At 66.1% G+C, this 25,267-nt stretch carries 24 protein-coding genes; 5 read left to right on the top strand and 19 right to left on the bottom strand.

Annotated elements, in window-relative coordinates:
* Positions 1–24: 24 nt before the first annotated feature.
* Positions 25–1,335 (bottom strand): homoserine dehydrogenase, encoded by a 1,311-nt coding sequence (locus tag ACNSTU_RS02205; RefSeq protein WP_290634936.1) that lies wholly within the window; start codon positions 1,333–1,335, stop codon positions 25–27.
* Positions 1,332–2,534: an alanine transaminase gene (gene alaC, locus ACNSTU_RS02200; protein ID WP_290634938.1), complete on the bottom strand. Its 1,203-nt coding sequence runs from the start codon at positions 2,532–2,534 to the stop codon at positions 1,332–1,334. The genes ACNSTU_RS02205 and alaC overlap by 4 nt, the downstream gene beginning before the upstream one ends.
* 142 nt (positions 2,535–2,676) lie before the next feature.
* Here alaC and ACNSTU_RS02195 point away from each other — a divergent pair, with 142 nt between their 5' ends.
* Positions 2,677–3,063 (top strand): Mth938-like domain-containing protein, encoded by a 387-nt coding sequence (locus ACNSTU_RS02195; RefSeq protein WP_290634940.1) that lies wholly within the window; start codon positions 2,677–2,679, stop codon positions 3,061–3,063.
* A gap of 54 nt (positions 3,064–3,117) precedes the next feature.
* Here ACNSTU_RS02195 and rpoS read toward each other — a convergent pair whose 3' ends face one another.
* The 5 genes from rpoS to surE form a co-directional block, all read right to left on the bottom strand.
* Complete coding sequence (gene rpoS, locus ACNSTU_RS02190) at positions 3,118–4,140, bottom strand: RNA polymerase sigma factor RpoS (RefSeq protein ID WP_290635563.1); 1,023 nt, start codon at positions 4,138–4,140, stop codon at positions 3,118–3,120.
* Between the two features lie 178 nt (positions 4,141–4,318).
* Positions 4,319–5,065: a peptidoglycan DD-metalloendopeptidase family protein gene (locus ACNSTU_RS02185; protein WP_290637760.1), complete on the bottom strand. Its 747-nt coding sequence runs from the start codon at positions 5,063–5,065 to the stop codon at positions 4,319–4,321.
* A gap of 75 nt (positions 5,066–5,140) precedes the next feature.
* Positions 5,141–5,722, bottom strand: coding sequence for a YqaA family protein (locus ACNSTU_RS02180; protein ID WP_290635561.1), 582 nt, complete (start codon positions 5,720–5,722; stop codon positions 5,141–5,143).
* Entirely contained in the window at positions 5,719–6,384 is a 666-nt protein-coding gene (locus tag ACNSTU_RS02175; RefSeq protein WP_290635565.1) for a protein-L-isoaspartate(D-aspartate) O-methyltransferase, read from the bottom strand. Before ACNSTU_RS02175 ends, ACNSTU_RS02180 begins: the two co-directional genes overlap by 4 nt.
* On the bottom strand, positions 6,384–7,136 hold the full coding sequence (gene surE / locus ACNSTU_RS02170) for a 5'/3'-nucleotidase SurE (RefSeq protein WP_290636746.1): 753 nt from the start codon (positions 7,134–7,136) through the stop codon (positions 6,384–6,386). The genes ACNSTU_RS02175 and surE overlap by 1 nt, the downstream gene beginning before the upstream one ends.
* 157 nt (positions 7,137–7,293) lie before the next feature.
* On the opposite strand from surE, the gene ACNSTU_RS02165 reads away from it, so the two are divergent.
* A complete protein-coding gene (locus tag ACNSTU_RS02165; RefSeq protein ID WP_290636747.1) occupies positions 7,294–7,836 on the top strand; it encodes a Smr/MutS family protein in 543 nt (180 codons plus the stop codon).
* Here the strand turns inward: ACNSTU_RS02165 and truD are convergent.
* The 10 genes from truD to dnaE all read right to left on the bottom strand — a co-directional run bounded on the left by truD (position 7,806) and on the right by dnaE (position 20,395).
* Positions 7,806–8,870: a tRNA pseudouridine(13) synthase TruD gene (truD, locus tag ACNSTU_RS02160; RefSeq protein WP_418212042.1), complete on the bottom strand. Its 1,065-nt coding sequence runs from the start codon at positions 8,868–8,870 to the stop codon at positions 7,806–7,808. The two genes, ACNSTU_RS02165 and truD, sit on opposite strands and share 31 nt — an antisense overlap.
* Complete coding sequence (gene ispF, locus ACNSTU_RS02155; RefSeq protein WP_418212041.1) at positions 8,863–9,342, bottom strand: 2-C-methyl-D-erythritol 2,4-cyclodiphosphate synthase; 480 nt, start codon at positions 9,340–9,342, stop codon at positions 8,863–8,865. The genes truD and ispF overlap by 8 nt, the downstream gene beginning before the upstream one ends.
* Positions 9,343–9,344: 2 nt before the next feature.
* Positions 9,345–10,076, bottom strand: a complete 732-nt coding sequence (ispD, locus tag ACNSTU_RS02150) for a 2-C-methyl-D-erythritol 4-phosphate cytidylyltransferase (RefSeq protein ID WP_290636750.1) — start codon at positions 10,074–10,076, stop codon at positions 9,345–9,347.
* Positions 10,073–10,345 (bottom strand): cell division protein FtsB, encoded by a 273-nt coding sequence (ftsB, locus tag ACNSTU_RS02145; RefSeq protein ID WP_290632717.1) that lies wholly within the window; start codon positions 10,343–10,345, stop codon positions 10,073–10,075. The genes ispD and ftsB overlap by 4 nt, the downstream gene beginning before the upstream one ends.
* Before the next feature lie 61 nt (positions 10,346–10,406).
* Positions 10,407–11,696, bottom strand: coding sequence for a phosphopyruvate hydratase (gene eno / locus ACNSTU_RS02140; protein ID WP_290632719.1), 1,290 nt, complete (start codon positions 11,694–11,696; stop codon positions 10,407–10,409).
* 54 nt (positions 11,697–11,750) lie between these two features.
* Positions 11,751–12,584 carry a 3-deoxy-8-phosphooctulonate synthase gene (gene kdsA, locus ACNSTU_RS02135; RefSeq protein ID WP_418212155.1) on the bottom strand — a complete coding sequence of 278 codons (834 nt, stop codon included), beginning with the start codon at positions 12,582–12,584 and terminating at the stop codon, positions 11,751–11,753.
* Positions 12,585–12,610: 26 nt separating this feature from the next.
* On the bottom strand, positions 12,611–14,236 hold the full coding sequence (locus tag ACNSTU_RS02130; protein ID WP_290632721.1) for a CTP synthase: 1,626 nt from the start codon (positions 14,234–14,236) through the stop codon (positions 12,611–12,613).
* A gap of 223 nt (positions 14,237–14,459) precedes the next feature.
* Positions 14,460–15,770, bottom strand: a complete 1,311-nt coding sequence (gene tilS, locus ACNSTU_RS02125; protein ID WP_418212040.1) for a tRNA lysidine(34) synthetase TilS — start codon at positions 15,768–15,770, stop codon at positions 14,460–14,462.
* A 38-nt stretch (positions 15,771–15,808) separates the two neighbouring features.
* Positions 15,809–16,768 carry an acetyl-CoA carboxylase carboxyl transferase subunit alpha gene (accA, locus tag ACNSTU_RS02120; RefSeq protein ID WP_290632725.1) on the bottom strand — a complete coding sequence of 320 codons (960 nt, stop codon included), beginning with the start codon at positions 16,766–16,768 and terminating at the stop codon, positions 15,809–15,811.
* Positions 16,769–16,885: 117 nt separating this feature from the next.
* The gene (gene dnaE, locus ACNSTU_RS02115; RefSeq protein ID WP_418212039.1) at positions 16,886–20,395 is read right to left on the bottom strand and encodes a DNA polymerase III subunit alpha; all 3,510 of its coding nucleotides are present in this window, start codon (positions 20,393–20,395) and stop codon (positions 16,886–16,888) included.
* A gap of 182 nt (positions 20,396–20,577) precedes the next feature.
* Here dnaE and lpxA point away from each other — a divergent pair, with 182 nt between their 5' ends.
* The 3 genes from lpxA to ACNSTU_RS02100 are packed head-to-tail and all read left to right on the top strand — an operon-like array spanning position 20,578 to position 23,428.
* Positions 20,578–21,351, top strand: a complete 774-nt coding sequence (lpxA, locus tag ACNSTU_RS02110; protein ID WP_290632729.1) for an acyl-ACP--UDP-N-acetylglucosamine O-acyltransferase — start codon at positions 20,578–20,580, stop codon at positions 21,349–21,351.
* A complete protein-coding gene (locus ACNSTU_RS02105; RefSeq protein WP_290636753.1) occupies positions 21,348–22,313 on the top strand; it encodes a Gfo/Idh/MocA family protein in 966 nt (321 codons plus the stop codon). The genes lpxA and ACNSTU_RS02105 overlap by 4 nt, the downstream gene beginning before the upstream one ends.
* A 14-nt stretch (positions 22,314–22,327) precedes the next feature.
* Complete coding sequence (locus ACNSTU_RS02100; RefSeq protein ID WP_418212038.1) at positions 22,328–23,428, top strand: DegT/DnrJ/EryC1/StrS family aminotransferase; 1,101 nt, start codon at positions 22,328–22,330, stop codon at positions 23,426–23,428.
* Between the two features lie 20 nt (positions 23,429–23,448).
* Here the strand turns inward: ACNSTU_RS02100 and rnhB are convergent, their stop codons facing one another.
* Entirely contained in the window at positions 23,449–24,084 is a 636-nt protein-coding gene (gene rnhB / locus ACNSTU_RS02095; protein WP_290634674.1) for a ribonuclease HII, read from the bottom strand.
* Positions 24,081–25,253: a lipid-A-disaccharide synthase gene (gene lpxB, locus ACNSTU_RS02090; RefSeq protein ID WP_418212037.1), complete on the bottom strand. Its 1,173-nt coding sequence runs from the start codon at positions 25,251–25,253 to the stop codon at positions 24,081–24,083. The genes rnhB and lpxB overlap by 4 nt, the downstream gene beginning before the upstream one ends.
* Between the last annotated feature and the right edge of the window lie 14 nt (positions 25,254–25,267).

Below are 25,267 nucleotides of genomic sequence, written 5' to 3'. Positions count from 1 at the left end.
GGTGCGGCCGGGATTCTCCGGCGGTTACTGCAACTGTTCCTGGCGAATACGTGTAATGCGCCCCTGCACAGCCTCCAGCGCTTCCATACGCTCCTGCGCTTCATCCATCTGCCGCTCGCGCACGGGATGGGTCAACAGGATGACAGGAACGTGCTCGGCACCCGGCGCGGGCTCCTTCTGCAGGATGGCCTCAATGCTGATGCCGGCTTCGCCGAGAATACGGGTGATATCCGCCAGCACACCGGGCTGATCCGCGACCTCCATCCGCAGGTAGTAGGCCGTGACAATGTTGGATACCGGAAGCACCGGCTTGTCCGACAGCGCAGTGGACTGGAACGCCAGGTAGGGAACCCGATTCACCGGATCCAGCTCGAATTCGCGCACCACGTCCACCAGGTCGGCCACCACCGCCGAGGCGGTGGCCTCCGCGCCGGCGCCTGCGCCATAATAAAGAGTCGGCCCCACGGCATCGGCCATGACCATCACGGCGTTCATGACCCCGTCCACACTGGATAGCAGCTGGCGTGACGGCAGCAGCGTGGGATGCACGCGCAGTTCGATGCCTTCGTCGGTCTGGCGACAGATCCCCAGATGCTTGATCCGGTAGCCCAGCTCCTCGGCATAGGCCACATCCTCGCGGCTGATGTGGGTAATCCCCTCCACATGCACCTTGTCGAACTGCAACGGAATACCGAAAGCGATGGAGGCAAGAATGGTCAGCTTGTGAGCCGCATCCACGCCTTCCACGTCGAACGTGGGGTCGGCTTCAGCGTACCCGAGGCGCTGCGCTTCGGCCAGTACGTCGCCGAACTGCCGCCCCTCGTAGTACATCTCCGAGAGGATGAAGTTGGCGGTGCCGTTGATGATGCCGGCCAGCCATTCGATGCGGTTGCCCGCCAGCCCCTCGCGGATGCTCTTGATGATGGGAATACCACCGGCCACCGCGGCTTCAAATGCCACCGTGACGCCGTTGTCCCGAGCATGGCCGAAGATCTCGTTTCCGTGCAGGGCGATCAACGCCTTGTTGGCCGTAACCACGTGCTTGCCGTTCTTGAGCGCCTGGATCACCAACTCCCGCGCCGGCTCGTAACCACCGATCAACTCGACGATGATCTCGGTTTCCGGGTCGTTGACGACCTCGAACGGATCCGTGGTCAGGCGAATCCCCTTGGTGGAGCAGCCCCGGGGCCGATCGAGGTTGCGCGCGGCAGCTGCAACCACCTCGATACCGCGGCCGGCGCGACGGGCGATCTCGTCGTTATTCCGTTCCAGGAGATTGATGGTCCCGGCACCCACGGTCCCGAGGCCGAGCAGGCCAACTTTTACAGCAGTCACGCACTTACCTCCCCCGCCTCGGCGTCACGGCGGAACATCGCCTTGATGCCCCGGAGCGCCTGGCGGGTCCGATGTTCATTCTCGATCAGTCCGAAGCGCACATGATCGTCGCCATACTCGCCGAATCCAACCCCCGGCGAGACGGCAACCTTCGCATCGCGCAACAGCTTCTTGGCGAATTCCAGGGACCCCATGGCCCGGTATCGCTCCGGTATCCGGGCCCAGACGAACATGGTGCCCCGTGGCTTATCCACTGGCCAGCCCAGGGCGTCCAGCCCGTCGCAGAGAACGTCCCGGCGGCGCCGGTAGGTCTCCCGGATCTCGTCGACGCAGTCCTGCGGGCCCTCCAGCGCGGCAATGGCCGCCACCTGAATGGGCGTGAACATACCGTAATCCAGGTAGGACTTCATCCTTGCAAGGGCGGCGATGAGCTCCGCATTGCCGCACACGAAACCGACCCGCCATCCCGGCATGTTGTAGGACTTGGACAGCGAGTAGCATTCCACGGCCACATCCTTGGCACCGGGGACCTGCAGAATCGAGGGCGCCTGATAGCCGTCGAAGACAATCTCGGCATAGGCGATATCGTGCACGATCCAGATGCCATGCTCCCGGCAGATCGCCACCACGTTCTCGAAGAACTCCAGATCAACGCACTGGCCGGTGGGATTGCCGGGAAAGTTGAGCACCAGCATCTTCGGCCGCGGCCAGCTCTCACGGATGGCGCGCTCCAGTTCCGCAAAGAAATCAACACCCGGCACCAGCGGGACGTGGCGGATATCACCACCGGCGATGACCACACCATACGGATGAATGGGATACGCCGGGTTCGGCACCAGCACGGTGTCGCCGGCGTCCAGGGTTGCCAGGGCCAGATGGGCCAGCCCCTCCTTGGAGCCGATGGTGACAATGGCCTCGCTTTCCGGATCCAGGCTTACATTGAAACGGTCCGCGTACCAGTTGCAGATGGCGCGCCGGAGGCGGGGAATGCCGCGGGACACCGAATACCTGTGGGTGTCGGGCCGCTGCGCGGCCTCGGTCAGCTTATCCACGATGTGCTTCGGCGTGGGCTGATCCGGGTTGCCCATGCCGAAATCGACAATATCCTCACCACGCGCACGCGCTTCCGCCTTCAACTGATTGACGATGTTGAAAACGTAAGGCGGCAGTCGCTTGATTCTGGGAAATTCGGTATCCACGTTCACTCACCCGGTCAGCAGCATCGGCGCATTGTACTAGCCCGGGCACGTGATCAGAACCACCCTGCCGAAACCGGGCTCTTGGCGGTACACTGGGAGTCAGTCATTCTCCAGACACGACACCGACGCCAACGGATCCGCCATGAAGCTGACCCTTGAGAATACCGGCGAAGCGAACCGCATCCGCAGCTACGACGTGGGAACCATCACCGTGAACGAGACGGAGGTCACCAGCACCCTGCTCCTCACCCCGGAGCAGCTGCACGATGGCTGGGGGCCGGCCGACGTGGGCGAGCTGGGCAACGACCACATGGACGCCATCACCGCGATGGCTCCGGAGCTGCTGCTGATCGGCACGGGGCGGCGGCAACAGTTCCCCGACCGCAGACTGATGGCCCGGACGATCCAGGCCGGGCTGGGGATTGAGGTAATGACCACCGAGGCCGCCTGCCGCACCTACAACGTGCTCGCCGCCGAGGGACGGCAGGTAGCGGCAGTGCTGTTCATGATCGAGGCGGATTCACGCTGACCCGTCGCTGGCATGGCGCACCCCGCAGGGGCGCGCCATGCCAGCAGGCGCCGCTTAACCGAACACGGCGTCCTGGGAGAAACCTTCCCGCTCCATCATTTCACGCAGCTTCCGCAGCGCATCGATCTGGATCTGGCGCACCCGCTCCCGGGTAACGCCGATATCACGCCCCACCTCTTCGAGCGTGGAACGTTCATGGCCGTGCAACCCGAAACGGCGCTCGACAACAGCCCTTTGTTTTTCAGTGAGTTGGGCGAGCCAGCTATCGATATGGTTGAGCACGTCGCCGTCCTGGAGCAATGCGGACGGGTCTGGGTTGTTCTCGTCCGGAATGGCATCCAGAAGCACCCGGTCCGCGTCCTTCCCGATCGGTGTATCCACGGATGTGGTGCCCTCGTTCAGCCCGAGCATCCGCTGCACGTTGGCCAGCGGACGGTCGAGCACACGGGCGATCTCATCCGCCGACGGCTCGTGATCCAGTGTCTGCGTGAGCTTTCTTGCTGTCCGCAGGCACTGGTTGATCTCCTTGATCACGTGAATGGGCAACCGGATCGTGCGGGTCTGATTCATGATCGCCCGCTCAATGGTCTGACGGATCCACCAGGTGGCGTAGGTGGAGAACCGGAAACCGCGTTCGGGATCGAACTTCTCCACCGCACGGATAAGCCCGAGGTTGCCTTCCTCGATGAGATCCAGAAACGCCAGACCACGGCTCATGTAGCGGCGCGCGATCTTGACCACCAAGCGCAGATTGCTCTCGATCATGCGTCTGCGGGAATCCTCGCAGCCGCGCTGGGCGCGACGCGAATAGTAGACTTCCTCTTCGGCGGTCAGAAGTGGCGAGTAGCCGATCTCGTTGAGATAGATCTGGGTGGCGTCAAGACTCGTCCCTGCCCCCTCTCCCGGGCTGAAACGCGTCTCTTCAGTCGTGGAATCCTGCTCTGGCTCGTCCGTGATCTCTTTTCCCGCGCCGTCCATGGTCATGTCGTCCCCTCCGGAAACGTCGCTGGTCGCTAGTGACTCGTCGTCGAAGTTGTCCAGCGCCGCTTCTGCCACTGTTTCTTTTGTCATGGCCATCCCTCCACTTGCCCGCCCTTCGCAACGGGCGTGGCAACGCCGCAGCGAAGGGGAGTCAAGGCGGTTCTCCACGCCTTCGAATCCACTATATGCCCATGCAAAAGCAGGTGCAACGACAGGATTCGATCGCCGGCAATGGCCGCATCTAAAGGCATTTTTCCCCGGGATCGGGGGCGGGTCAGGGCAGGTAGTCTTCCGGGTCCACTGCCTGGCCCGCCCGGCGCAGTTCGAAGTGCAGGCGGGCCTCGCTGGAGCCGCTGGCGTTGCCCATCTCGGCAATGACATCGCCGGCGTCCACTTCGCCCCCCTCCTCCACCAGCAGCCGGCTGTTGTACCCGTAGGCGCTCAGGTAGTCACCACCATGCTTGAGCACGATCAGGTTGCCGTAACCCACCAGCCCGGAGCCACTGTAGACCACGCGTCCGGCGGCCGCCGCACGGACGTCCTGCCCGACGGACCCGCCGATATTGATCCCCTGCTTGCCGTCGTCCTGACGAACGAAGCCCTCGACCACATCCCCGTCCGTGGGCCACGTCCAGTCGCCGGGCGCGTCACCCTCGGCGATGCGCTCGGGCCCATCCGCGGACGGCGCGGGCTCGTCCCGTGGTGGCGTGGGTGATGGCGCGGAAACCGGGCGTGACGCCCGCCCGGTTTCCTCTGAAGGCGGCCGCAGGCGCAACCGCTGCCCGGTCCGCAACTGATCAGGCGAGTCGATGTCGTTCCAGGCAGCCAGGTCGTTGTGATCCAGACCGTGATCCCAGGCGATGCCGTAGAGCGTGTCCCCGGACTGGACTTCGTAAAGGGCGTCCCCACGCACCCCTCCCCCGATATCGCGAACCGGTGCCGGGCCATCAGCGGCGCAACCGATGACGAACATCACTGTGAGCGGCAGCAGCAGGGATTTCCAGTAACGCCCGAAGTCCATTACGTGATCGTCATCCGTTGGTGGCGGCAGGCTCCCGGTATTCTGGCACGTTCATCCATTCGGCCGCTGCCATGCTCAGTGGAGGTAGACGAAATACGCCACGACCAGCAGGGCAACGGTCGCCCACCCGATCCAGTCCATGTACTGCTTGAGGTAGGGTTCCAGCCTGGGTCCGCCCCAGCCGACCAGCGCAGCGACCAGGAAGAAGCGGCTGCCACGACCGACGATGGATGCCAGCACGAACGGCAGCAAGGGCAGGGCCAGACCGCCGGCGGCCAGGGTGAATACCTTGTAGGGCACCGGTGAGAACCCGGCGATCAGCACGATCCAGAAACCGTAGATCAGGAACCATTCCCGGGCCTGTTCCAGCGCTCCCCCGTAGCCGGCGCTCACGATCCAGGGCTCCACCAGCTCCATGGCAAAGTAGCCGATGATGTAGCCGAGCACGCCGCCCAGCACCGACGCGATGGTGGTAATCAGCGCAAAGCGCATGGCGTTGCGGGGCTGCGCCAGCGCCATGGGCATGAGCATGACGTCCGGGGGGATGGGGAAGAATGAGGACTCCGCAAAGCTCAGCCCCGCCAGGTAGCGCGGGGCATGCCGGTGTGCCGCCAGGCGCAGGGTGAACAGATACAGCCGCGTGAACGGACCGTTCATTGGGTGCCGCCGAGCATGGGAACAAAGCTCACCAGACCGAGCCGCGTGCGCGTCACGTCGGCACCCTGGCGGTGGTAGCAGACCAGCTCCTGGGCCTCCCCCTGCCCGCCCTCCGGCGCGATCAGTCGACCGCCATCGGCAAGCTGGTCCAGCAGTTCCTGCGGCACGCCCTGAGGCGCGGCGGTGACGATGATGCCGTCGAACGGTCCGTCCCCTTCCCAGCCGGCATTGCCATCGGAAAACCGCACCCGGACGTTGCGGTACCCCAGCTCGCGCAGCCGTCTGCGCGCCTGCTCCAGAAGCCTGCGGATGCGCTCGACGCTGTAGACTTCAGGCACAAGCTGCGCCAGCACCGCCGCCTGATAACCCGAGCCGGTGCCGACCTCAAGGACCTTCTGCGGAATGCCCTCGTCGATCAGCGCCTCGGTCATGCGCGCCACCACGTAGGGCTGGGAGATGGTCTGACCATCACCAATGGGCAGCGCGGTATCATCGTAGGCGCGGCTGGACAGCGCTTCATCCACGAACAGGTGGCGTGGCGTACTGCCGATGACGGACAGCACCGTCTCGTTGCGTATCCCCTCGTCCCGCAGACGCTGCACCAGGCGTTCACGCGTCCGCTGCGAGGTCATGCCGATACCGCGACGGCGATGGTCATCCATCATTCGTTCAGTCCCGTAACCCAGCCGGCGATCTTGTCCAGGGCCTGATACCGTGTGAGGTCCACCTGGATCGGCGTGACCGACACATACCCGCGGCGGACGGCATGGAAATCCGTGCCCGCGCCGGCATCCTGCTCCGACCCGGGCGGCCCGATCCAGTAGATCGGCCGGTCGCGCGGGTCGCGCGCCGGGATGAGCGGTTCGGAGCGGTGCCTTTGACCGAGGCGAGTGGCCTCGAATCCCTGCAATTGCTCCCATGGCACATCCGGAACGTTGACGTTGAGAATCGTGTCCGCCGGCAACGGATCGCTGACCAGCCGCTGGACCAGTAATGCGGCAACACGGCCCGCAGTCTCGTAATGGGTCGGATCGTGCGTCACCAGCGAGACCGCGATGGCCGGCAGACCGAGGAACCGGCCCTCGGTCGCCGCCGCAACGGTGCCACTATAGAGCACATCATCGCCCATGTTGGCACCGGCGTTGATTCCCGACACCACCATGTCCGGATCACTGTCCAGCAGTCCGGTCACAGCAAGGTGCACACAGTCGGTGGGTGTCCCTTCCACGCGAAACCAGCGCGCGCGCATTTCCACGGCCCGTATCGGCAGATCAAGGGTCAGTGAGTTGCTCGCGCCACTGCGGTCGCGATCCGGCGCCACCACCGTGATCTTCGCGAGTCGGCTCAGCTCCTCCGCCAGGTACTGAATGCCCGGCGCCTGATAACCGTCATCGTTGCTGACAAGTATATGCATGCATGACCCCGTGTTCGTGTGCGTAACCGCGCACCGGCGAACCGGCGCGCGACAGTATACCGGGCCACCCGCCCCTTGGCAGCCGCCCGGTCGCTCTCATGCCAGCTGACACCGTATAATCGGGCCAATGCCGGGGACCGACGGCCGGAGGCGAGCAATGACGGACGACCACAACCAGGACGACAGCGCCCTGTTCCGCGCCGCCATGGGTGATGTCCGCCCGCTGCGTCACGATCAGGCCACCACCCCATCTCCCCGTCCCCGCCCGGTGCCCCGCCAGCGCGAGGCCGATGAGCGGCGCGTCATGGACGAGTTGATGGACGGCCCCATCGACCCGGCCGACCTGGAAACCGGCGAAGAGCTGACCTTCCTGCGCGAAGGTGTGCAACGCCGCGTGCTTCGCCGGCTTCGCCGCGGGCAGTTTCCGGTGCAGGCGGAACTGGACCTCCACGGCATGACCGTGCCGGTGGCCCGTGCTCAGCTGCGCCAGTTTATCAACGACTGCCGCGCTCGCGATGTGCGCTGTGTCCGGATCGTTCACGGCAAGGGGCTCCGTTCCCACAACCGCGGTCCTGTCCTCAAGGGGCTGGCGGACCGCTGGCTACGCCAGCTTGACGAAGTCATCGCGTTTGCATCCGCACGCCCCGTGGACGGCGGCACCGGTGCTGTCTACGTGCTGCTCCGTGCGCCTTCGCGGTAATCACAGGCTTCCCTGAGCACGGCGGTGGCAAACGCCCCCGCCGGCAACCAGAAACCGACCCGAAGCGTGGAGGCGTCCTCACGCCGCCACCACAGCCGCTGTACCGGCAACCGCAACGCCCGCCGCGCCCCGTCCACACCGAGCCGCCCGAGCGCTTCGATCTGCTCCCGCCATGGGGCAAGCGCCTCTGCCTCCAGCGCACCGGCGGCATCCTCAGGCGCCATGCCGCCACGGCCGGGCAGCGGCCCCGCGGGATGCACGTCGGCCCACGCCAGCCGCGGATCGCCGGCACTCAACCCGGCCGCCGGGAACAGGCTGTTGCTGCTGGTGAACGTCATGAGATCCCCGGACAACGGACGGTCCCAGCACCCCGCACGCACGCGCGCCGCCAGCACCTGGTTGAACAGGAACGAGCGCGCCGCCGAGAGAAACAGACCACGTCGCTGCCGGTTGCGCACGGGCATCCCGTCAAGCATCCGCCATGCGGCATCCAGATTGCCACCGTCGCGGCCAAAGCGCTGCGCACCAAAGTAATTGGGCACTCCCGACCTTGCGATCATGGCGAGGCGCGGACCAAGCAGCTCCGGAGGACGATCGAGCGCACGGAGCGTCAGGTCGAAGTAATTCCCCTGGAGCATGCCGGTACGCAGCTTGCGACCATGGCGAGCCACCCGCAGTATCTCGATGCCCGCGGGCAGCTCCTGCAACTCCGGAATGTCATTGCCGCCCGGACGGTGGACGCCGAACCACTGTTCGGTCACGGCGTGGCGGTCCTTGAGGCCGGCCCAACTCACGTCCCGAGGCCTGGCACCCACTGTCCGGCCCAGCCACTGCCCGACGTCGGCGGTGTTCCAGCCGGTCTTGCGAATCAGGAACCAGAGGTGCTCGCCCGCACCCTCCGGCTCCATCACCGGGTCTTCCATCACGCGGAAGTCCGCGGGCGTCGCACGCAGCAGGGCGGTCGCGGGCGGTGGTCCCAGCGCGCGTGGGAGATCGTGCCAGGCCCCCGCCAGGTCAGGGGCAGACTCAGACATCACTGATCAGCAGCACCACCGCCTGGGCGGCAATGCCTTCTCCGCGCCCGAAGGGACCGAGCTGTTCCGTGGTGGTCGCCTTGACGCTCACCGCGGACTCAGCCACGTCCAGGCTCTCCGCTAGGACACGGCGCATGCCGGGGATGTGCGGTGCCATTTTCGGCGCCTGGGCGATGATCGTTGAGTCCAGATTATTGATCCGGTACCCGGCCGCCGCCACGCGGGCATGCACGTGACGCAACAGCGCAGCGCTGTCTGCGCCCTGCCATTGCGGATCGTTGTCCGGGAAGTGCCGGCCGATGTCGCCGTCGGCCAACGCCCCCAGCAGCGCGTCGGTCACGGCGTGCAGGAGCACATCACCGTCGGAATGAGCGGCGATGCCAAGGTGGTAGGGAATCTCAACTCCGCCGACGATCAGCTTCCCTTCCGGCTGAAAACGGTGCACGTCGAAGCCCTGGCCGATGCGCAGCATTGCTACTCCTCCGGTGCCCGGTGACCGCCACGGGCGCGCAATATGGATTCCGCCAGGGGGAGATCCCCCGGCCGGGTGATCTTCAGGTTGGTGCTTTCGCCCTCCACCAGCAGCGGCGCGTACCCGGCGTGTTCCATGGCCTGGGCCTCGTCGGTAACCAGCACCTCCTGGTCGCGCGCCCCGGTCAGGGCGTCCAGCAATGCCGCGAGGGGAAACAGCTGCGGTGTCTGCGCCTGCCAGAGCGAGTCCCGTGGCGTCGTCCGGCTTACGGTGCCGTCGCGCCCGCCCTGCTTGAGCGTATCGCGCACGGGGACCGCAAGCAGTGCTCCGTCCGCATGCGCGAGCCCCTGATCCAGCAGGCGCGTCAACGCCAACGACGTCAGGCACGGCCGTACGGCGTCGTGCACCAACACCCAGTCGTTCGTGCCGGCAACCTCCGCCGCCAGAAACTGCAGGCAGGCCAGTACCGAATCGGCGCGCTCCCGTCCGCCGGATACGCGGTAGAGCGCCTTGCCGGCGTACGCCGTGCGCTCCTGCCACCAGTCATCGTCGTCCCCGAGCGCTACCACGGCTCCGGTGACACGGGGCTCCATCAGCAGCGCATGCAGACTCCAGTCCATGACCGGATGCTCCAGGAGGGGAAGATACTGCTTGGGCACGGGCGCAGCCATCCGACGCCCCACGCCGGCCGCGGGAAGCACCGCCCAGACCCGGGGGGATGCAGGGTCAGTCATTCATCGGATACCTGGTAGAAGACCTCGTCGTCCCGGATCATGCCCAGCTCGTCCCTGGCACGCTCTTCGATCGCACCGAGGCCATCCTTGAGATCGTCAACGTCGGCTTCCAGGGCGCGGTTGCGCTGCTCCAGCCGGGCATTCTCCGCCCGCTGTTCGCTGGCTGCATCCTGCAACTGCCAGACGGCGGGAAGGCCGCCCTTGCCGGTCCAGAGCTGGATCTGGAACAGCAGCAACAACGCGACCAGCCCGCCGATCAGTATTCGCATGGCATCGTCCTAGAACCACCTGCCGCCACCATACATGAACGCGGGTGGCGACGTCGTCTCGTCACCAGCCCTTGAGGTTCGGGAACGCACGGCGGCCGGCATACACGGCGCGCTCGCCCAGATCCTCTTCGATTCTCAGCAGCTGGTTGTACTTGGCCACGCGGTCCGAGCGACACAGCGAGCCGGTCTTGATCTGGGTCGCGCTGGAGGCCACCGCGAGATCGGAGATGGTGGTGTCCTCGGTTTCCCCCGACCGGTGGGAAATGACCGATGTATACCCGGCGCCCTCGGCCATGGCGATGGCATCCAGGGTCTCGGTCAGCGTGCCGATCTGGTTGAACTTGATGAGGATGGAGTTGCCGATGCCGCGGTCGATGCCTTCCTGGAGAATGCGGGTGTTGGTGACGAACAGATCATCGCCCACCAGCTGGCACCGTTCACCAAGACGATCACTGAGCAGTTTCCAGCCGTCCCAGTCGCCCTCGTCCATGCCGTCCTCGATGGTGACGATGGGGTAGCGCTCCACCCAGTCGGCGAGGACGTCCACATACTCGGCGGCGGTGTAACGCTTGCCTTCCGAGGCCAGCACGTAGCTGCCGTTTTCGTAGAATTCGGAACTGGCAACGTCCAGCCCAAGCCAGATGTCTTCGCCCAGGGTGTAGCCGGCATTGGCCACGGCTTCAGCGATGGTTTCCAGCGCGGCTTCATTGGAGGGCAGATCCGGCGCGAAACCACCTTCGTCCCCGACCGCCGTGCTCAGGCCGCGACCGGCAAGCACTTTCTTGAGCGCATGGAACACCTCGGTGCCGGCACGCAGCGCCTCGCGGAAGCTGTCGAAACCGATGGGCAGGATCATGAACTCCTGCAGATCGACGCTGTTGTCGGCGTGCGCACCACCGTTGAGGATGTTCATCATCGGCACCGGCAGCACGTGCGGCCCCTGGGGCGACAGGTGCCGGTACAGCGGGACACCGCGGTCGTCGGCAGCGGCGCGCGCCACCGCGAGAGACAGCGCCAGCAGCGCGTTGGCGCCCAGCCGGCTCTTGTTGTCGGTGCCATCGAGGTCGAGCATGCGCTGATCAACGGCGCGCTGATCGTCGGCGTCCATGCCCTTGAGGGCCTCGGCGAGTACGGTATTGGCATTCTCCACGGCGTTGCGCACGCCCTTGCCGAGGTAGCGCCCCTTGTCACCGTCGCGCAGTTCCACGGCCTCCCGCGTACCGGTGGAGGCGCCGGAGGGCACGGCCGCGCGGCCGAATGCGCCGCTGCTGAGCGTGACGTCCGCCTCGACGGTCGGGTTACCGCGGGAGTCGAGGATCTCCCGCGCCTTCACTGTCTCGATAGTCGCCATGATCTGTGACGTTCCCTTGTTGCCTGCAAAATCGGTGGGCGACGGCTGGGGCGTCTACAGGGACTGTTCCGCCAGACCGTCCGCCTTGACCCGTTCGTCCAGGGCCACGAGCGTCTCCAGCAACGGCTCCATGCGCCCCAGCGGCCACGCATTCGGGCCGTCGGACAGGGCCTTGTCCGGATCAGGGTGTGTCTCCATGAACAGCCCGGCCACGCCCGCAGCCACCGCTGCCCTGGAGAGCACCGGCACGAACTCGCGCTGACCGCCGGACGCATTCCCCTGGCCGCCGGGCAGCTGCACGGAGTGGGTGGCGTCGAACACCACCGGGCTGCCGGTGTCGCGCATCACCGCCAGTGCGCGCATGTCGGACACCAGGTTGTTGTACCCGAACGACACGCCGCGCTCGCACACCATGATGGCGTCATTACCCACGGCCCGCGCCTTGTCCACCACGTTGCCCATGTCCCAGGGCGCCAGGAACTGCCCCTTCTTGATATTCACGGGCAGCCCCTGTCGGGCGACGTTCTGGATGAAGTTGGTCTGCCGGCACAGGAACGCCGGCGTCTGCAGTACGTCCACCACGTCGGCGACTTCGGCCAGGGGCGTGTCTTCGTGGACATCGGTGATCACCGGGACACCGATCTGCCGCCGGACCTCGCCCAGCACCCGCAGACCCTCTTCCATGCCCGGCCCGCGGAAACTGGAGCCGGATGAACGGTTCGCCTTGTCGAAGGACGACTTGAAGATGAACGGGATCGCCAGCCGCGCGCACATCTCCCGGAGCTGGCCGGCCGTATCCAGCGCCAGCTGTTCGGACTCGACCACGCAGGGCCCGGCGATCAGGAACATCCGCTCCCCGAGCCCGGCCCGGAAGCCGCAGAGATCAATACTGGCCATGGTCGGGACCTCCGAGTCTAACTGTCACCGTGGCGGCCGCGGGCGGCCTCGACGAACCCGCAGAACAGCGGGTGGCCATCGCGCGGCGTGGACGTGAATTCCGGATGGAACTGGCACCCGAGGTACCAGGGGTGATCAGGGAGTTCCACCACTTCCACCAGGTTGCCGTCACTGGAGCGGCCCGAGATCCGCAACCCGGCCTGTTTCAGCGCGTCGGCGTAATGGTTGTTGAACTCGTAACGGTGCCGGTGCCGCTCGACGATGCTCTCGGCGTCGTAGGTCCGGCCTACCAGCGACCCCTGCTCCAGCAGGCAGGGCTGCCCGCCGAGGCGCATGGTGCCGCCCAGATCATCGTCCGGCCCGCGCTCCTCGACACGGCCATCATCCGTCATCCATTCGGTGATCAGGCCAATGACCGGATGCGGAGTGTCGGGCTGGAACTCAGTGCTGTGGGCGTTTTCAAGGCCGGCAACATTGCGGGCGAAGTCGATCACCGCCACCTGCATGCCGAGGCAAATGCCGAGAAACGGAATGCGGTGCTCGCGGGCGTAGCGCGCCGCCTGGATCTTGCCCTCGACACCACGCTCGCCGAAGCCGCCGGGGACCAGTATGGCGTCCACGTCCGACAGCAGCTCGGGACCCCGGCGCTCGATCTCCTCGGAGTCCACCGAACGGATGTTGACCTTGGTGCGGGTGTGGATGCCGGCGTGGATCAGCGCTTCGGAAAGAGACTTGTAGGCATCGGCCAGGTTCACGTACTTGCCCACCATGGCGATGGTCACTTCGCCATCCAGGTGCGAGCGCGCCTCCACCACCCGCTCCCAGTCGGAGAGATCCGCCGGCGGGAGTTCGATCTGCAGCTTGTCGGCAACAATGTCGTCCAGCCCCTGGTCGTGCAGCGCCAGCGGCACCTTGTAGATGTCGTCCACGTCCAGGGCGGAGATCACCGCCTCCTGCTCGACGTTGGTAAACAGGGCGATCTTGCGCCGTTCGTCTTCCGGAATCGGCCGGCTGGAGCGGCACAGCAGGATGTCGGGCTGAATGCCGATGGAGCGCAGCTCCTTGACCGAATGCTGCGTCGGCTTGGTCTTCATCTCGGCGCTGGGGCCGATGAACGGGACCAGCGTGAGGTGCAGAAACAGCGAATCCCGCTTGTGCTCCACACCCATCTGGCGGATGGCTTCCAGAAACGGCAGCGACTCGATGTCACCGACGGTGCCACCGATCTCCACCAGGGCGATATCGTGGCCTTCCGCACCTTCGCGGATGCAGCGCTTGATCTCGTCGGTGATGTGCGGGATCACCTGCACCGTACCGCCCAGGTATTCCCCGCGGCGCTCCTTGCGGATCACGTTCTCGTAGATCCGCCCGGTAGTGTAGTTGTTGACCCGGCCGGTGCGCATGCGCACGAAACGCTCGTAATGGCCGAGATCCAGGTCGGTCTCGGCGCCGTCCTCGGTCACGTAGACCTCGCCGTGCTGGAACGGGCTCATGGTCCCCGGATCCACGTTGATGTAGGGATCCAGCTTGATCATGGTGACCTTCAGCCCCCTCGCCTGCAGGATGCTCGCCAGGGAGGCGGACGCAATGCCTTTGCCCAGCGAGGACACAACGCCACCGGTAATAAAGATGTATCGGGTCATAGGAACTCTGTCTTTCGCACGAAAGGTCGCGGGAGCCGCATTCGAAAGACACCGGAAAGGGAAGCGCGCCGGGCGGACACAATGCCATCATCCGCGCGGGTCACCCATGCGGCCATGAACCGCAAAGTCCAGTACGGCGTGCGTGCTGGCGCTTCATTACCCGCTGCCTGAGTGGCGCTAAAAGTACCAGAACACCCACCCCGGCACAACGCTGACCGCACGGTCAGTCCGGGTCCCAGTGGAAATGCAGCCCCCGGTCCGGTGGGGCTGCCTGGAAGCCTTCGCAGATACACAGGCCCGGCACCGCCGCGACGGCATCTCCCACCATGAGAATGGGCCAGGCCTGCCGCTGCCAGGGCGGCACGCCCGCTTCCTGGAACAGCTTCTTCACCGGCCGGGTCGGCCGCCCCGCGGGCCGGCACCGCTCGCCCCCCTGGCGTAGCGCCACGATCACACCGGACGGTGGCAACCGCTCCGGCGCCACCCCCCCGACACCGCGGGTGACCCGCAGCCAGCCGTGATCAAGCCGCAGATCGGTCTCCGGCAGCCATTGCACGGAGCGCGCCTGGCGTGCCGGTACCTCGCCTGCCGGCTCGAGCGACAGCCACCTCCGGTAACGGCGCACCGTACCGCCCGGCCAGTGGAACACCGGCATGCGATCGTCGGCTCCATACACCAGCATCCGGCGGCCCGCCTCGAGTTGCCGGGCGTCCGGCAACGCGGCACCCCGCTGTCGGAGCCAGTGCCGCAGCACCAGCCGCTGATCCTCATCGGCCAGGCAGGACAGGGCGTCTCCGTCCAGCCGCTCGCCATCGGTCATGCCCCGCAAGAGCGTGACTGCGTAGCGGCCCAGGGACGCGCCCGCCTCTCCCGCCAGGGAACCGGACCGGGCGATGGTCCCGACGGCCCGGGGCCACCGCGCGACCAGAGTGGGCAACACGTCGTGACGGACCCAGTTGCGGTCGGCGTGGCGGTCATGATTTGCCGGATCGTCAATGGACTGCAGCCCATGGTCGCACCCGTAAGCGGCGATCGCGGCGCGGGGAATCTCCAGCAGCGGACGCCCGACCCACCCCTTGCCCAGGGCACGGGTGCGCGGAATGCCGACCAGCCCGTCCACGCCGCTTCCCCGCAGCAGGCGCAGCAACACGGTCTCGGCCTGGTCATCCTGGTGGTGGGCAGTCAGAAGGCCTTCGCCGCTGGCGAGGGCGTCCGCCATCAGCCGGTAACGCCAGTCCCGCGCCCAGGTCTCGCCGGCATCGGGCGGCGGCGGCTCCGGGACACGGAGTGCGACAAGAGGGATTTCAAGGGCCTCGCACACGGCCTGGCAATGCGTCGCCCAGGCGTCGGCGTCGGCGTGCATGCGATGGTTGACGTGGATCGCGGACAGCGGCGCCGACAGCCGATCCCGAGCGGTCGCAAGGAGATGCAGCAGCGCGTGTGAATCGGGGCCACCGCTGAAGGCGACCCGGTAAGCGGACGCAGGGCCAAGCGCGCCGACGCGCTCGGCAATGTCCGTGGCCGAAATGTCCATGGCACGATCCCGGCGCCCCCGGCGGGGCGCCATGGTTGTCACGACGTGCGGAACTGTCCGTAGCCCTGGATCTTCGTCGCCCGGTCGTCGAGCAGGGTCTGGAAGTCCTTGCCGTCCAGCACCGCGAGCTTCTCCAGCAGCGTCTTGCGCAGGCGTTCGGCCATGCCGGCCACGTCCCGATGGGCACCGCCCAGCGGTTCTTCGACGATGTGATCGATGAGACCCAGTTCCCGCAGCCGCGGCGCCGTAATCCCCATGGCTTCGGCGGCGTCCTGTGCCCGGTCGGCGCTCTTCCAGAGGATGGATGCGCAACCCTCCGGTGAGATGACCGAATAAGTGCTGTAGCCCAGCATCATGACCTCGTCACCCACACCGATACCGAGCGCCCCGCCGGAGCCGCCCTCGCCCACGACCGTGGCGATGACCGGCGTGCGGAGACGGGACATGGCCATGAGATTGCGGGCGATGGCCTCGCTCTGACCACGCTCCTCGGCGCCGACACCGGGGTAGGCGCCGGGGGTGTCGATAAACGTGAGCAGCGGCAGATCGAACCGTTCCGCCATTTCCATGAGCCGCAGTGCCTTGCGATAGCCTTCCGGACGCGGCATGCCGAAGTTGCGCCGCACCTTCTCCTTGGTGTCGCGTCCCTTCTGATGGCCGATCACCATCACCGGCCGCCCGTCGAGCCGCCCGATACCACCGACAATGGCCGGATCGTCGGCGAACGCCCGGTCACCGTGCAGCTCTTCGAAGTCGGTGAACAGGTGCTCGATGTAGTCCAGGGTGTAGGGCCGCTGCGGATGCCGCGCCAGCTGGGCGATCTGCCACGAACTCAGGTTGGAGAAGATCTGTTCGGTCAGGCTGACGCTCTTCTCCCGCAGCCGCCGGATCTCCTCGCTGATGTTGAGATCGTTGTCGTCACCGACGTAACGAAGCTCGTCGATCTTGGCCTCGAGTTCGGCAATTGGGCGCTCAAAGTCCAGAAAATTCAGATTCATGGTCTCGCATATCGCGTTGACGGCCGGAAGCCGCATACCCTAGCCAGTCGCAGGCCGGGTGACAAGCCCGCGACGCCCGGCCTGTGAACGTGGTCAACCCGGCAGCACGCCGGGCATTCAGTATTCCACCCGGACGTTGCCCTCGCCGGAGAGCCCGCCGAGGCGTTTGATGAGTTCGTCGGTGGGGCGCACGCGCCACTCGTCACCGAAGCGCAGCACCGCCGAGGCATCGGGGCACTCGTACTCCAGCCATACCGGACACTGCCCTTCGCGAAAGGGCGACAGCGCCTCCTGCAGGTGGTCCATGGCGCCGTTACCGAGCTGATCCCGGCGCATGCGCAGCACCAGGCGGCGGGCATAGACTTCCCGGATATCGCCGATGTCGTACACCTTGTCTGCACTGACGCGCCAGGAGTCACTGAAATCGTCGTAGCCGAGACTTCCTTCGACGATCAGCAGCTTGTCCTTGCCCACCAGTTCCCCGTACTTGCGATAAGCCTCCGTGAACAGGCTCACCTCGATCCGGCCGGTGCGGTCATCCAGCACCAGAAAGGCCATCTTGTTGCCGCTCTGGGTGTTGCGCACGCGCAGGGACATGACCAGTCCGGCAGTGACCACACTCTTCTCCCGGCGCCCTTCCCCGCCATTGCCGTTCCCGGATCCGAGCTCACTGATGCGCCCGGTCACGATCCGCTCCAACTCCGGCTCGTAGCGGCTGATGGGGTGCCCGGTGAGGAACAGCCCCAGCGTCTCCTTCTCGCCAGCGAGCCGCTCCTCCTCGTCCCACTCCGGCAGAGCGGGCAGCTCCACGCCCGCATCGGCTTCCGCCTCGCCGCCGCCAATGGCGACGCCGAACATGTCGGTCTGCCCCGCCTCGTCGTTGCGCCCGGTCTGCTCCGCGGCTTTCAACGCCGGCCCGATGTGGGAGAGCAGCGTGGCGCGATTGGCCCCGATGCTGTCGAGACAGCCCGCGCGCACCAGCGCCTCCAGCACCCGGCGGTTCACCCGGCGCAGGTCCACGCGGCGGCACAGGTCGTACAGGTCGGCATAAGGGCCGGTCGCATCCCGCTCGCTGACCAGTGCTTCAATGGCCGACTGGCCCACCCCCTTGATGGCGCCGATACCGTAGACCACGGTTCGCTCGTCGGCGGCGCGGAACTGGAAATCGGAGCGGTTGATGTCCGGCGGCAGCACCTCAAGCCCCATGGCCCGACACTCCTCGATCAGGGTCACGACCTTGTCGGTGTGATCCATGTCCGAGGACAGCACCGCCGCCATGAATGGCGCCGGGTAATGCGCCTTGAGCCAGGCGGTCTGGTAGGACAGCAGCGCGTAGGCGGCGGAGTGGGACTTGTTGAAGCCGTAGCCGGCGAACTTCTCCATGAGGTCGAAGATGCCTTCGGCGTGCGCCTCCGTGAGCCCGTTCTCCGTGGCCCCCTTCAGGAAGATCTCGCGCTGCTTGGCCATCTCCTCGGGCTTCTTCTTGCCCATGGCGCGCCGCAGGAGGTCGGCGCCGCCGAGGCTGTAGCCCGCCAGCACCTGGGCAATACGCTGCACCTGCTCCTGGTAGAGGATGACGCCGTACGTGGGCTTGAGCACCTCCTCCAGATCCGGGTGCTGCAGTTCCGGCGTGGGATAGGCGACCTGGGAGTGGCCGTGCTTGCGGCTGATGAAGTCGTCCACCATGCCCGACTGCAGCGGCCCGGGGCGGAACAGCGCCACCAGTGCGATGATGTCCTCGAAACTGTCGGGCTGGAGCCGCTTGATGAGATCCTTCATGCCACGGGATTCCAGCTGGAACACCGCCGTGGTCGCACAGCGCTTCAACAGATCGAAACTGGCGCGGTCATCCAGCGGCACGGTGTTGATGTCCAGCAGATCCTCGCCGCGCTCCGATTTGATGGCATTCACCGCCTTCACCGTCCAGTCGATGATGGTGAGGGTGCGCAGCCCGAGGAAGTCGAACTTCACCAGACCAACCGCTTCAACGTCGTCCTTGTCGTAGTGAGTGGCCAACCCCTGCCCGTTCGGCTCGCAGTAGAGCGGCGTGAAGTCCGTGAGCGGGGTGGGTGCAATCACCACGCCGCCGGCGTGCTTGCCGACGTTGCGGGCAACGCCTTCGAGTTTCATACCGAGGTTGAGCAGCGTGCCCACTTCCTCGTCGTTGTCGTAGCGCTCCTTGAGCTCGGGCTCCTGCTCCAGCGCCTTGTCCAGGGTCATGCCGATCTCGAAGGGGATCAGCTTGGCGATGCGGTCCACGAAGCCGTAGCCGTGGCCAAGCACCCGCCCCACATCACGCACCACGGCACGGGCGGCCATGGTGCCGTGAGTCGCGATCTGCGAGACCTTCTCGCGGCCGTACTTGTCGGCCACGTAGTCGATCACCCGGTCGCGCTTCTCCATGCAGAAGTCCACGTCGAAGTCCGGCATGGAGACGCGTTCAGGGTTGAGGAACCGCTCGAAGAGAAGATCGTAACGCAGCGGATCCAGGTCGGTTATCTCCAGCGCATACGCCACCAGTGAACCGGCCCCGGAGCCACGGCCCGGGCCCACGGGAATGTCCTCGGCCTTGGCCCAGCGGATGAAGTCCGCAACGATGAGGAAGTAGCCTGGAAACCCCATCTGGTTGATGACGCCCAGCTCCCGCTCCAGGCGTTCGACGTACTGCGCCTTGTGCGCCTCGGCATCGGGGGCGTTCATGTCGATGAGCCGGGGCAGGCGCTCCTCCAGCCCCCGGTGCGACTCCTGCGCCAGGTACTCGGCAATGGTGAGGCCTTCCGGGATGGGAAAGTCCGGCAGGTAATCCTTGTCCAGGGTGAGTTCCAGATTGCAACGCCGGGCGATCTCGACGGTGTTGTCGATGGCTTCCGGGAGGTCCTCGAACAGCGCCACCATCTCCTCGGGGGTACGCAGGTACTGCTCGTCGGTGAACTCGCGGGGCCGGCGGCTGTCGTTGAGCGCCCGCCCCTCGTGAATGCAGACCCGTGCCTCATGGGCCTCGAAGTCGTCGGCGTTGAGAAACCGCACGGCGTTGGTGGCCACCACCGGCGTGTCCGTCTCTCCGGCCAGGGCCACGGCGGCGTGGAGGTGATCCTCGTCGCCCGGCCGGCCACAGCGATGGAGCTCGAGGTAGTAACTGTCGGGGAAGAGACTGCGCCAGAAGGCCAGCCTGGCGCGGGCCTGCTCCGAGTCGTTCCGCAACAGAGCGCGGCCCACATCCCCATCCTTGCCGCCGGAGAGGACGATCACCCCCTGGTGATCCTGCTCGATCCAGGCACGCTGCACCACCGGGCGCTCCCCCTGCTGCCCGTCCAGATAGCTGCGGCTGATCAGCCGCGTCAGGGTGGTGTAACCGGTGCTGTCACGGCACAGCATGGTGCACCGGGAATAGCCGCCGGGCGCATCGGCGTCCTCAACACACAGATCGGCCCCTACCAGCGGTTTCACACCCGCGTTCAGCGCGGCCTTGTAGAATTTCACCATGCCGAACAGGTTGCCCTGATCGGTAATCGCCACGGCCGGCATGCCCGTCTCCGCGGCCGTCTTCACGAGGGGCTTGATGCGAACGATCCCATCCACCAGCGAGAACTCGGTGTGGACGTTGAGGTGTACGAACTGATTCGCCATGTGATCCGGCTATCCCTGTGGTCGTCGGCGGGTATGAAGGCGCTGGGCGTGTATTATGACCCAGGGGCGTGGCAACGAAAATGGCACTGGTGGTTCAGGGTGCACGACTCCGGTAGGGTGCGCCCGACGTGCGCGCGCACGCCCCGGTGCCGCAACGCGAACCTGCAGAAGGATACTGGCTCATGATTCATCCCACTGCCGTCATCGCGGATGACTGCTCTATCGGCGCCGACGTCACCATCGGCCCGTATGCCTGCATTGGCACGGGCGTGAGCATCGGCGACAACTGCCGGATCGGTGCCCACGCCGTTATCGAGGGGCCGACGACCATTGGCTCGGACAACACCATCGGCCCCCACGCCATCCTCGGCACGCCACCCCAGGATCTCGGCTACCGGGACGAGCCCACGCGGCTGGAGATCGGCCGCGGCAATCAGATCCGCGAACTGGTCACCATCCACCGCGGCACGCCGAAGGACCGGGGCGTCACCACCATCGGCGACGACAGCATGTTCATGGCCTACGCCCACGTCGGGCACGACTGCGCTGTGGGCAACCATGTGGTCATGGCCAACGGCGCCACCCTGGCCGGCCACGTCACAGTGGAGGACCACGTCAATATTGCCGGCCTTTGCGCCATCCACCAGTTCGCCCGGATCGGCGAATACGCCATGCTCGGTGGCGGCACCATGGCGCCCATGGACATCGTCCCCTACGCCATGTCGTCCGGCAATCACGCAAAGCTTTACGGGCTGAACAGACGCGCCCTAAAGCGGGCAGGGTTTGACGCCGATAGCATCCAGGCACTGCGCGCCGCCTACCGGGTGCTTTTCAGTTCCGGGCTGCGGCTGGAGCAGGCGCTGGGTCAACTGGAGCAGGACGGTTCGTGCGAGAATGAGCGGGTCGCCCATCTGGTCGGCTTCATACGCGCATCGAAACGGGGAATCACGCGATGAGCACCATCCGCGCAGGGGTTATCGGCGTCGGCTATCTCGGGCGTTTTCACGCGCAGAAGTATGCCGCGCTCGACAACGTTGATCTCGTCGGAGTCGCCGACACCGACCAGGCTCGTGCCGCCGAGGTGGCCGCCGAGGTGGGCACCGACGCGGTCGCGGACTACCGGGAGCTGCTCGGCAACGTGGACGCGGTCAGTATCGTCGTGCCGACCCGCTTCCATCACCAGGTGGCAGCGGAGTTTCTCCGCCATGGCAGCCACGTGCTGGTGGAGAAGCCGATCACCACTTCTCTGGACGAGGCGGACGACCTGATTCATCTGGCACGTCGCCACGACCGGCGCCTCCAGGTTGGCCACCTGGAGCGCTTCAACGCAGCCGTGCGGGAACTGGCTGATCTGGTGGGCACGCCGATGTTCATCGAATCCCAGCGGCTGGCACCCTTCAATCCCCGCGGTGCCGACGTGAGTGTCGTACTGGATCTGATGATCCACGATATCGACATCATCCTGAAGCTGGTGGACCGGCCCGTGGTGCGCATCGACGCCAACGGGGCACCGGTCATCTCGTCGGACATCGACATCGCCAACGCGCGCCTGCAGTTCGACAATGGCTGCGTGGCCAACGTCACCGCCAGTCGCGTGAGCCTCAAGGCGGAACGCAAGATGCGGCTGTTCCAGCGCAACAGTTACATCGCCCTGGACTTCCAGCAGCGCAGTCTGGACATCCGCTCACGGGTGAACAGCGGCCGCGCGACCCCCGCCATGGAAGACATCCACAGCGAGCAGCGGGCATTCGATGACGGCGACGCGCTGCGTGCGGAGATCACCCACTTCGTGGACTGCATCCGCAGCGGCCGCGACCCCCTGGTCACCGGCGCCGACGGCCGGCAGGCACTGGCCACGGCCATCGAAATCACGCGCCAGTTACGCGACAATCCCCTTCCCGACCAACCGCAACACTAAAGGATGCGCGGCCGATGATTCCGATGGTGGACCTCAAGGCCCAGTACGACGACCTGCGCGACGAACTCGAGCAGGGTTTCAGCGAGGTGCTGGACAATGCCCAGTTCATTCTCGGTCCCAACGTCCAGGCCCTGGAGGAGGAAGTGGCCCGCTACCTGGGCGCATCCCACGCCGTCTCCTGCGGCTCCGGCACCGACGCCCTTCACCTGGCGCTGGCGGCCCTGGGTGTCGGCCCCGGCGACGAGGTGATCACAACGCCCTTCACCTTCATCGCCACCGCCGAAGCCATCTGCTACGTGGGCGCGACCCCGGTGTTCGTGGACATCGAGGGAGACACCTTCAATATCGACCTCAACCAGGTCGAGGCGGCCATCGGGCCGAAAACCCGGGCGATCATGCCCGTCCACCTGTTCGGCCAGCCGGTGAACATGCCGGAGCTGATGCAGCTGGCCGACCGCCACGGCGTGCTGGTGGTCGAGGACTGCGCCCAGTCCTTTGGCGCCCCCATCGACGGCCGCATGACGGGAACGTTCGGCGCCGCAGGGGCGTACAGCTTCTTCCCCAGCAAGAACCTGGGAGGCTACGGAGACGGCGGGCTTGTGGCCACCAACGATGCGGCCATTGCCGAAGAGCTGCGGGTGCTGCGCAACCACGGTAGTCGGGAGCGTTACCATCACAACATCGTTGGCTACAACAGCCGCCTGGACGAGATCCAGGCCATGATCCTGCGCGCCAAGATGCGCCGCATTGACCGCTACAACGCCTGCCGGCGGCGGGTCGCCCAGAGTTACAAGGAACAGCTCTCCGGCGTGCCCGGCGTAACGATCCCCCATGACGCCGGGTACGGGCGCCACGTCTATCATCAGTACACCCTGCTGGTGCATGAGCGGGAACGGATCATGGCTGCACTGCGCTCCGCGAACATTGGTTGCGCGGTGTACTACCCGGTGCCGCTGCACCGCCAGCCCGTTTTCCGTGACGACTACGCAGACGTCAGCCTGCCCATGGCGGAGAAGGTCTCGGAGTACTGCATGTCTCTGCCCATTTACCCGGAACTGAGCGACCGCGACATCCATCGCATTGCGGAGACCGTGCGCCACGCGGTGGACGCCTGAGCCGACTGCGGGAGTCCAGTTTACTCGTCGAACGGCAGAGGCGGCGCTACCAGTGCGTCACGCACCGGTGCGAACGAGCGGCGGTGCTCGGGGGTGGGGCCGAGGCGTTTGAGCGCATCCACGTGCTCGCGGGTGGGGTAGCCCTTGTGGCGGGCGAATCCGTAACCGGGCCAAGCCTCGTCCAGCTCGACCATGACCCGGTCCCGTTCCACCTTGGCAAGAATCGACGCCGCCCCGATGACCGGCTCCAGCCCGTCACCGCCCACGATCGCCTCCGCCGGACAAGGCAGCTCCGGACAATGCTTGCCGTCAACCAGGGCGTGTTCCGCTGGCACCGTCAACGCCTCCACCGCCTGCTTCATCGCGCGGAGCGTCGCCTGGAAGATGTTGTGCGTATCGATCTCTTCCGGCGTGGCGTGCACGATCGCCCAGGCCAGCGCCCGGGCCCGGATCGCTTCGGCGAGCGCCTCGCGTCGCCGGGCACTGAGGCGTTTCGAGTCATTGATCCCTGCAACCGGGCTGTGGTCGTCCAGAATCACCGCCGCCACCACCACCGGCCCGGCCAGCGGTCCCCGCCCCGCCTCGTCCACGCCGGCGGTCAAACGGGTTCCTCGCTCCAGGGCAGCCGCTGCTGTTCCTCCGGTAACGGTGTTCAAACGGAGCCGCCCTCCTCGGTCAGTCGCGCGTGGCCGCGCTCCTCCAGAAGCTGCGCCACGGCCTCGGCCGCCTGGGCGCTTGCGTCCTGGCGAAGCGTTCGATGCAGCGCCGTGAACTCCGCAATCAGGCGTTCTCGCTTCTCGGGGTGTTCGAGCAGATCCAGCACCGCCGGGCCGAGATTGCCGGTCACGGCGTCCTGCTGGGCGAACTCCTCGACCATGCGACGGTTGGCAATGAGGTTGGGCATGGCGAAGTGATCCACCTTGACCAGGCGTCGGGCCAGCCACCCCGTCAACGCGGAAACCTTGTAGGCCACCACCATGGGCCGCTTGTGCAGCATGGCTTCCAAACTCGCCGTACCCGACGCCAGCAGGGCCACCGTCGCCGCGGCAAGACACTCCCGCGAGCGTCCATCCACCAGGGTCACCGGCATGCCGTCCGTATGGGCGGCGGCGAGTCCGCGCATGTGTTCCGCGATGGGCCCGGTGGCGCAGGGCACGATGAAACGCAGGTCCGGGCGGTGCTGGAACAGCCAGGCGGCCGTCTCCAGGAACAGCGGCCCAAGGTGCTTGACCTCGCTCATGCGGCTCCCGGGCAGGAGCGCAACCATGGCGCCCTCAGCCGGCAGATCGAGCGCGCTGCGGGCGCCGGCCTGATCCGGGGTCTCCGGTACTTCATCGGCCAGGGGATGGCCCACGAACGTGGCCGGCACATCGTGGTGGCGGAAAAACTCCCGTTCGAAGGGGAATATGCACAGCATGCGGTCAACCGAGCGGGCGATATCGCGGATCCGTCCCTGTCGCCACGCCCAGACCGTGGGACTGACATAGTGGACTGTCGGGATGCCCTGTTCGCGCAGACGCCGCTCGAGGCCGAGATTGAAATCGGGGGCGTCGATGCCGATGAACAGATCCGGCGGATCAGCCTGAAACCGACGCACCAGATCCCGCCGGATGGCCAGAAGCCCAGGCAGGTGACGCAGCACCTCCACAAGCCCCATCACCGAGAGCGACTCCAGCGGATAAAAGCTGGTGCAGCCCTCGGCCTCCATGCGCGGGCCGCCGATGCCCTCGAAACGCGCCGCCGGGAAATGCTTGCGCAGCTCCCGCATGAGCCCTGCCGCGAGGTAGTCTCCCGACATCTCCCCGGCCACGATGCCGATCCGCATGCTCGCTCCCGGTG

The organism is Aquisalimonas sp. APHAB1-3, from assembly GCF_048323695.1.
Classification (GTDB): domain Bacteria; phylum Pseudomonadota; class Gammaproteobacteria; order Nitrococcales; family Aquisalimonadaceae; genus Aquisalimonas.
The sequence above is the reverse complement of the archived record's forward strand: the minus strand, read 5'-3'. Positions and strand labels throughout refer to the sequence as shown.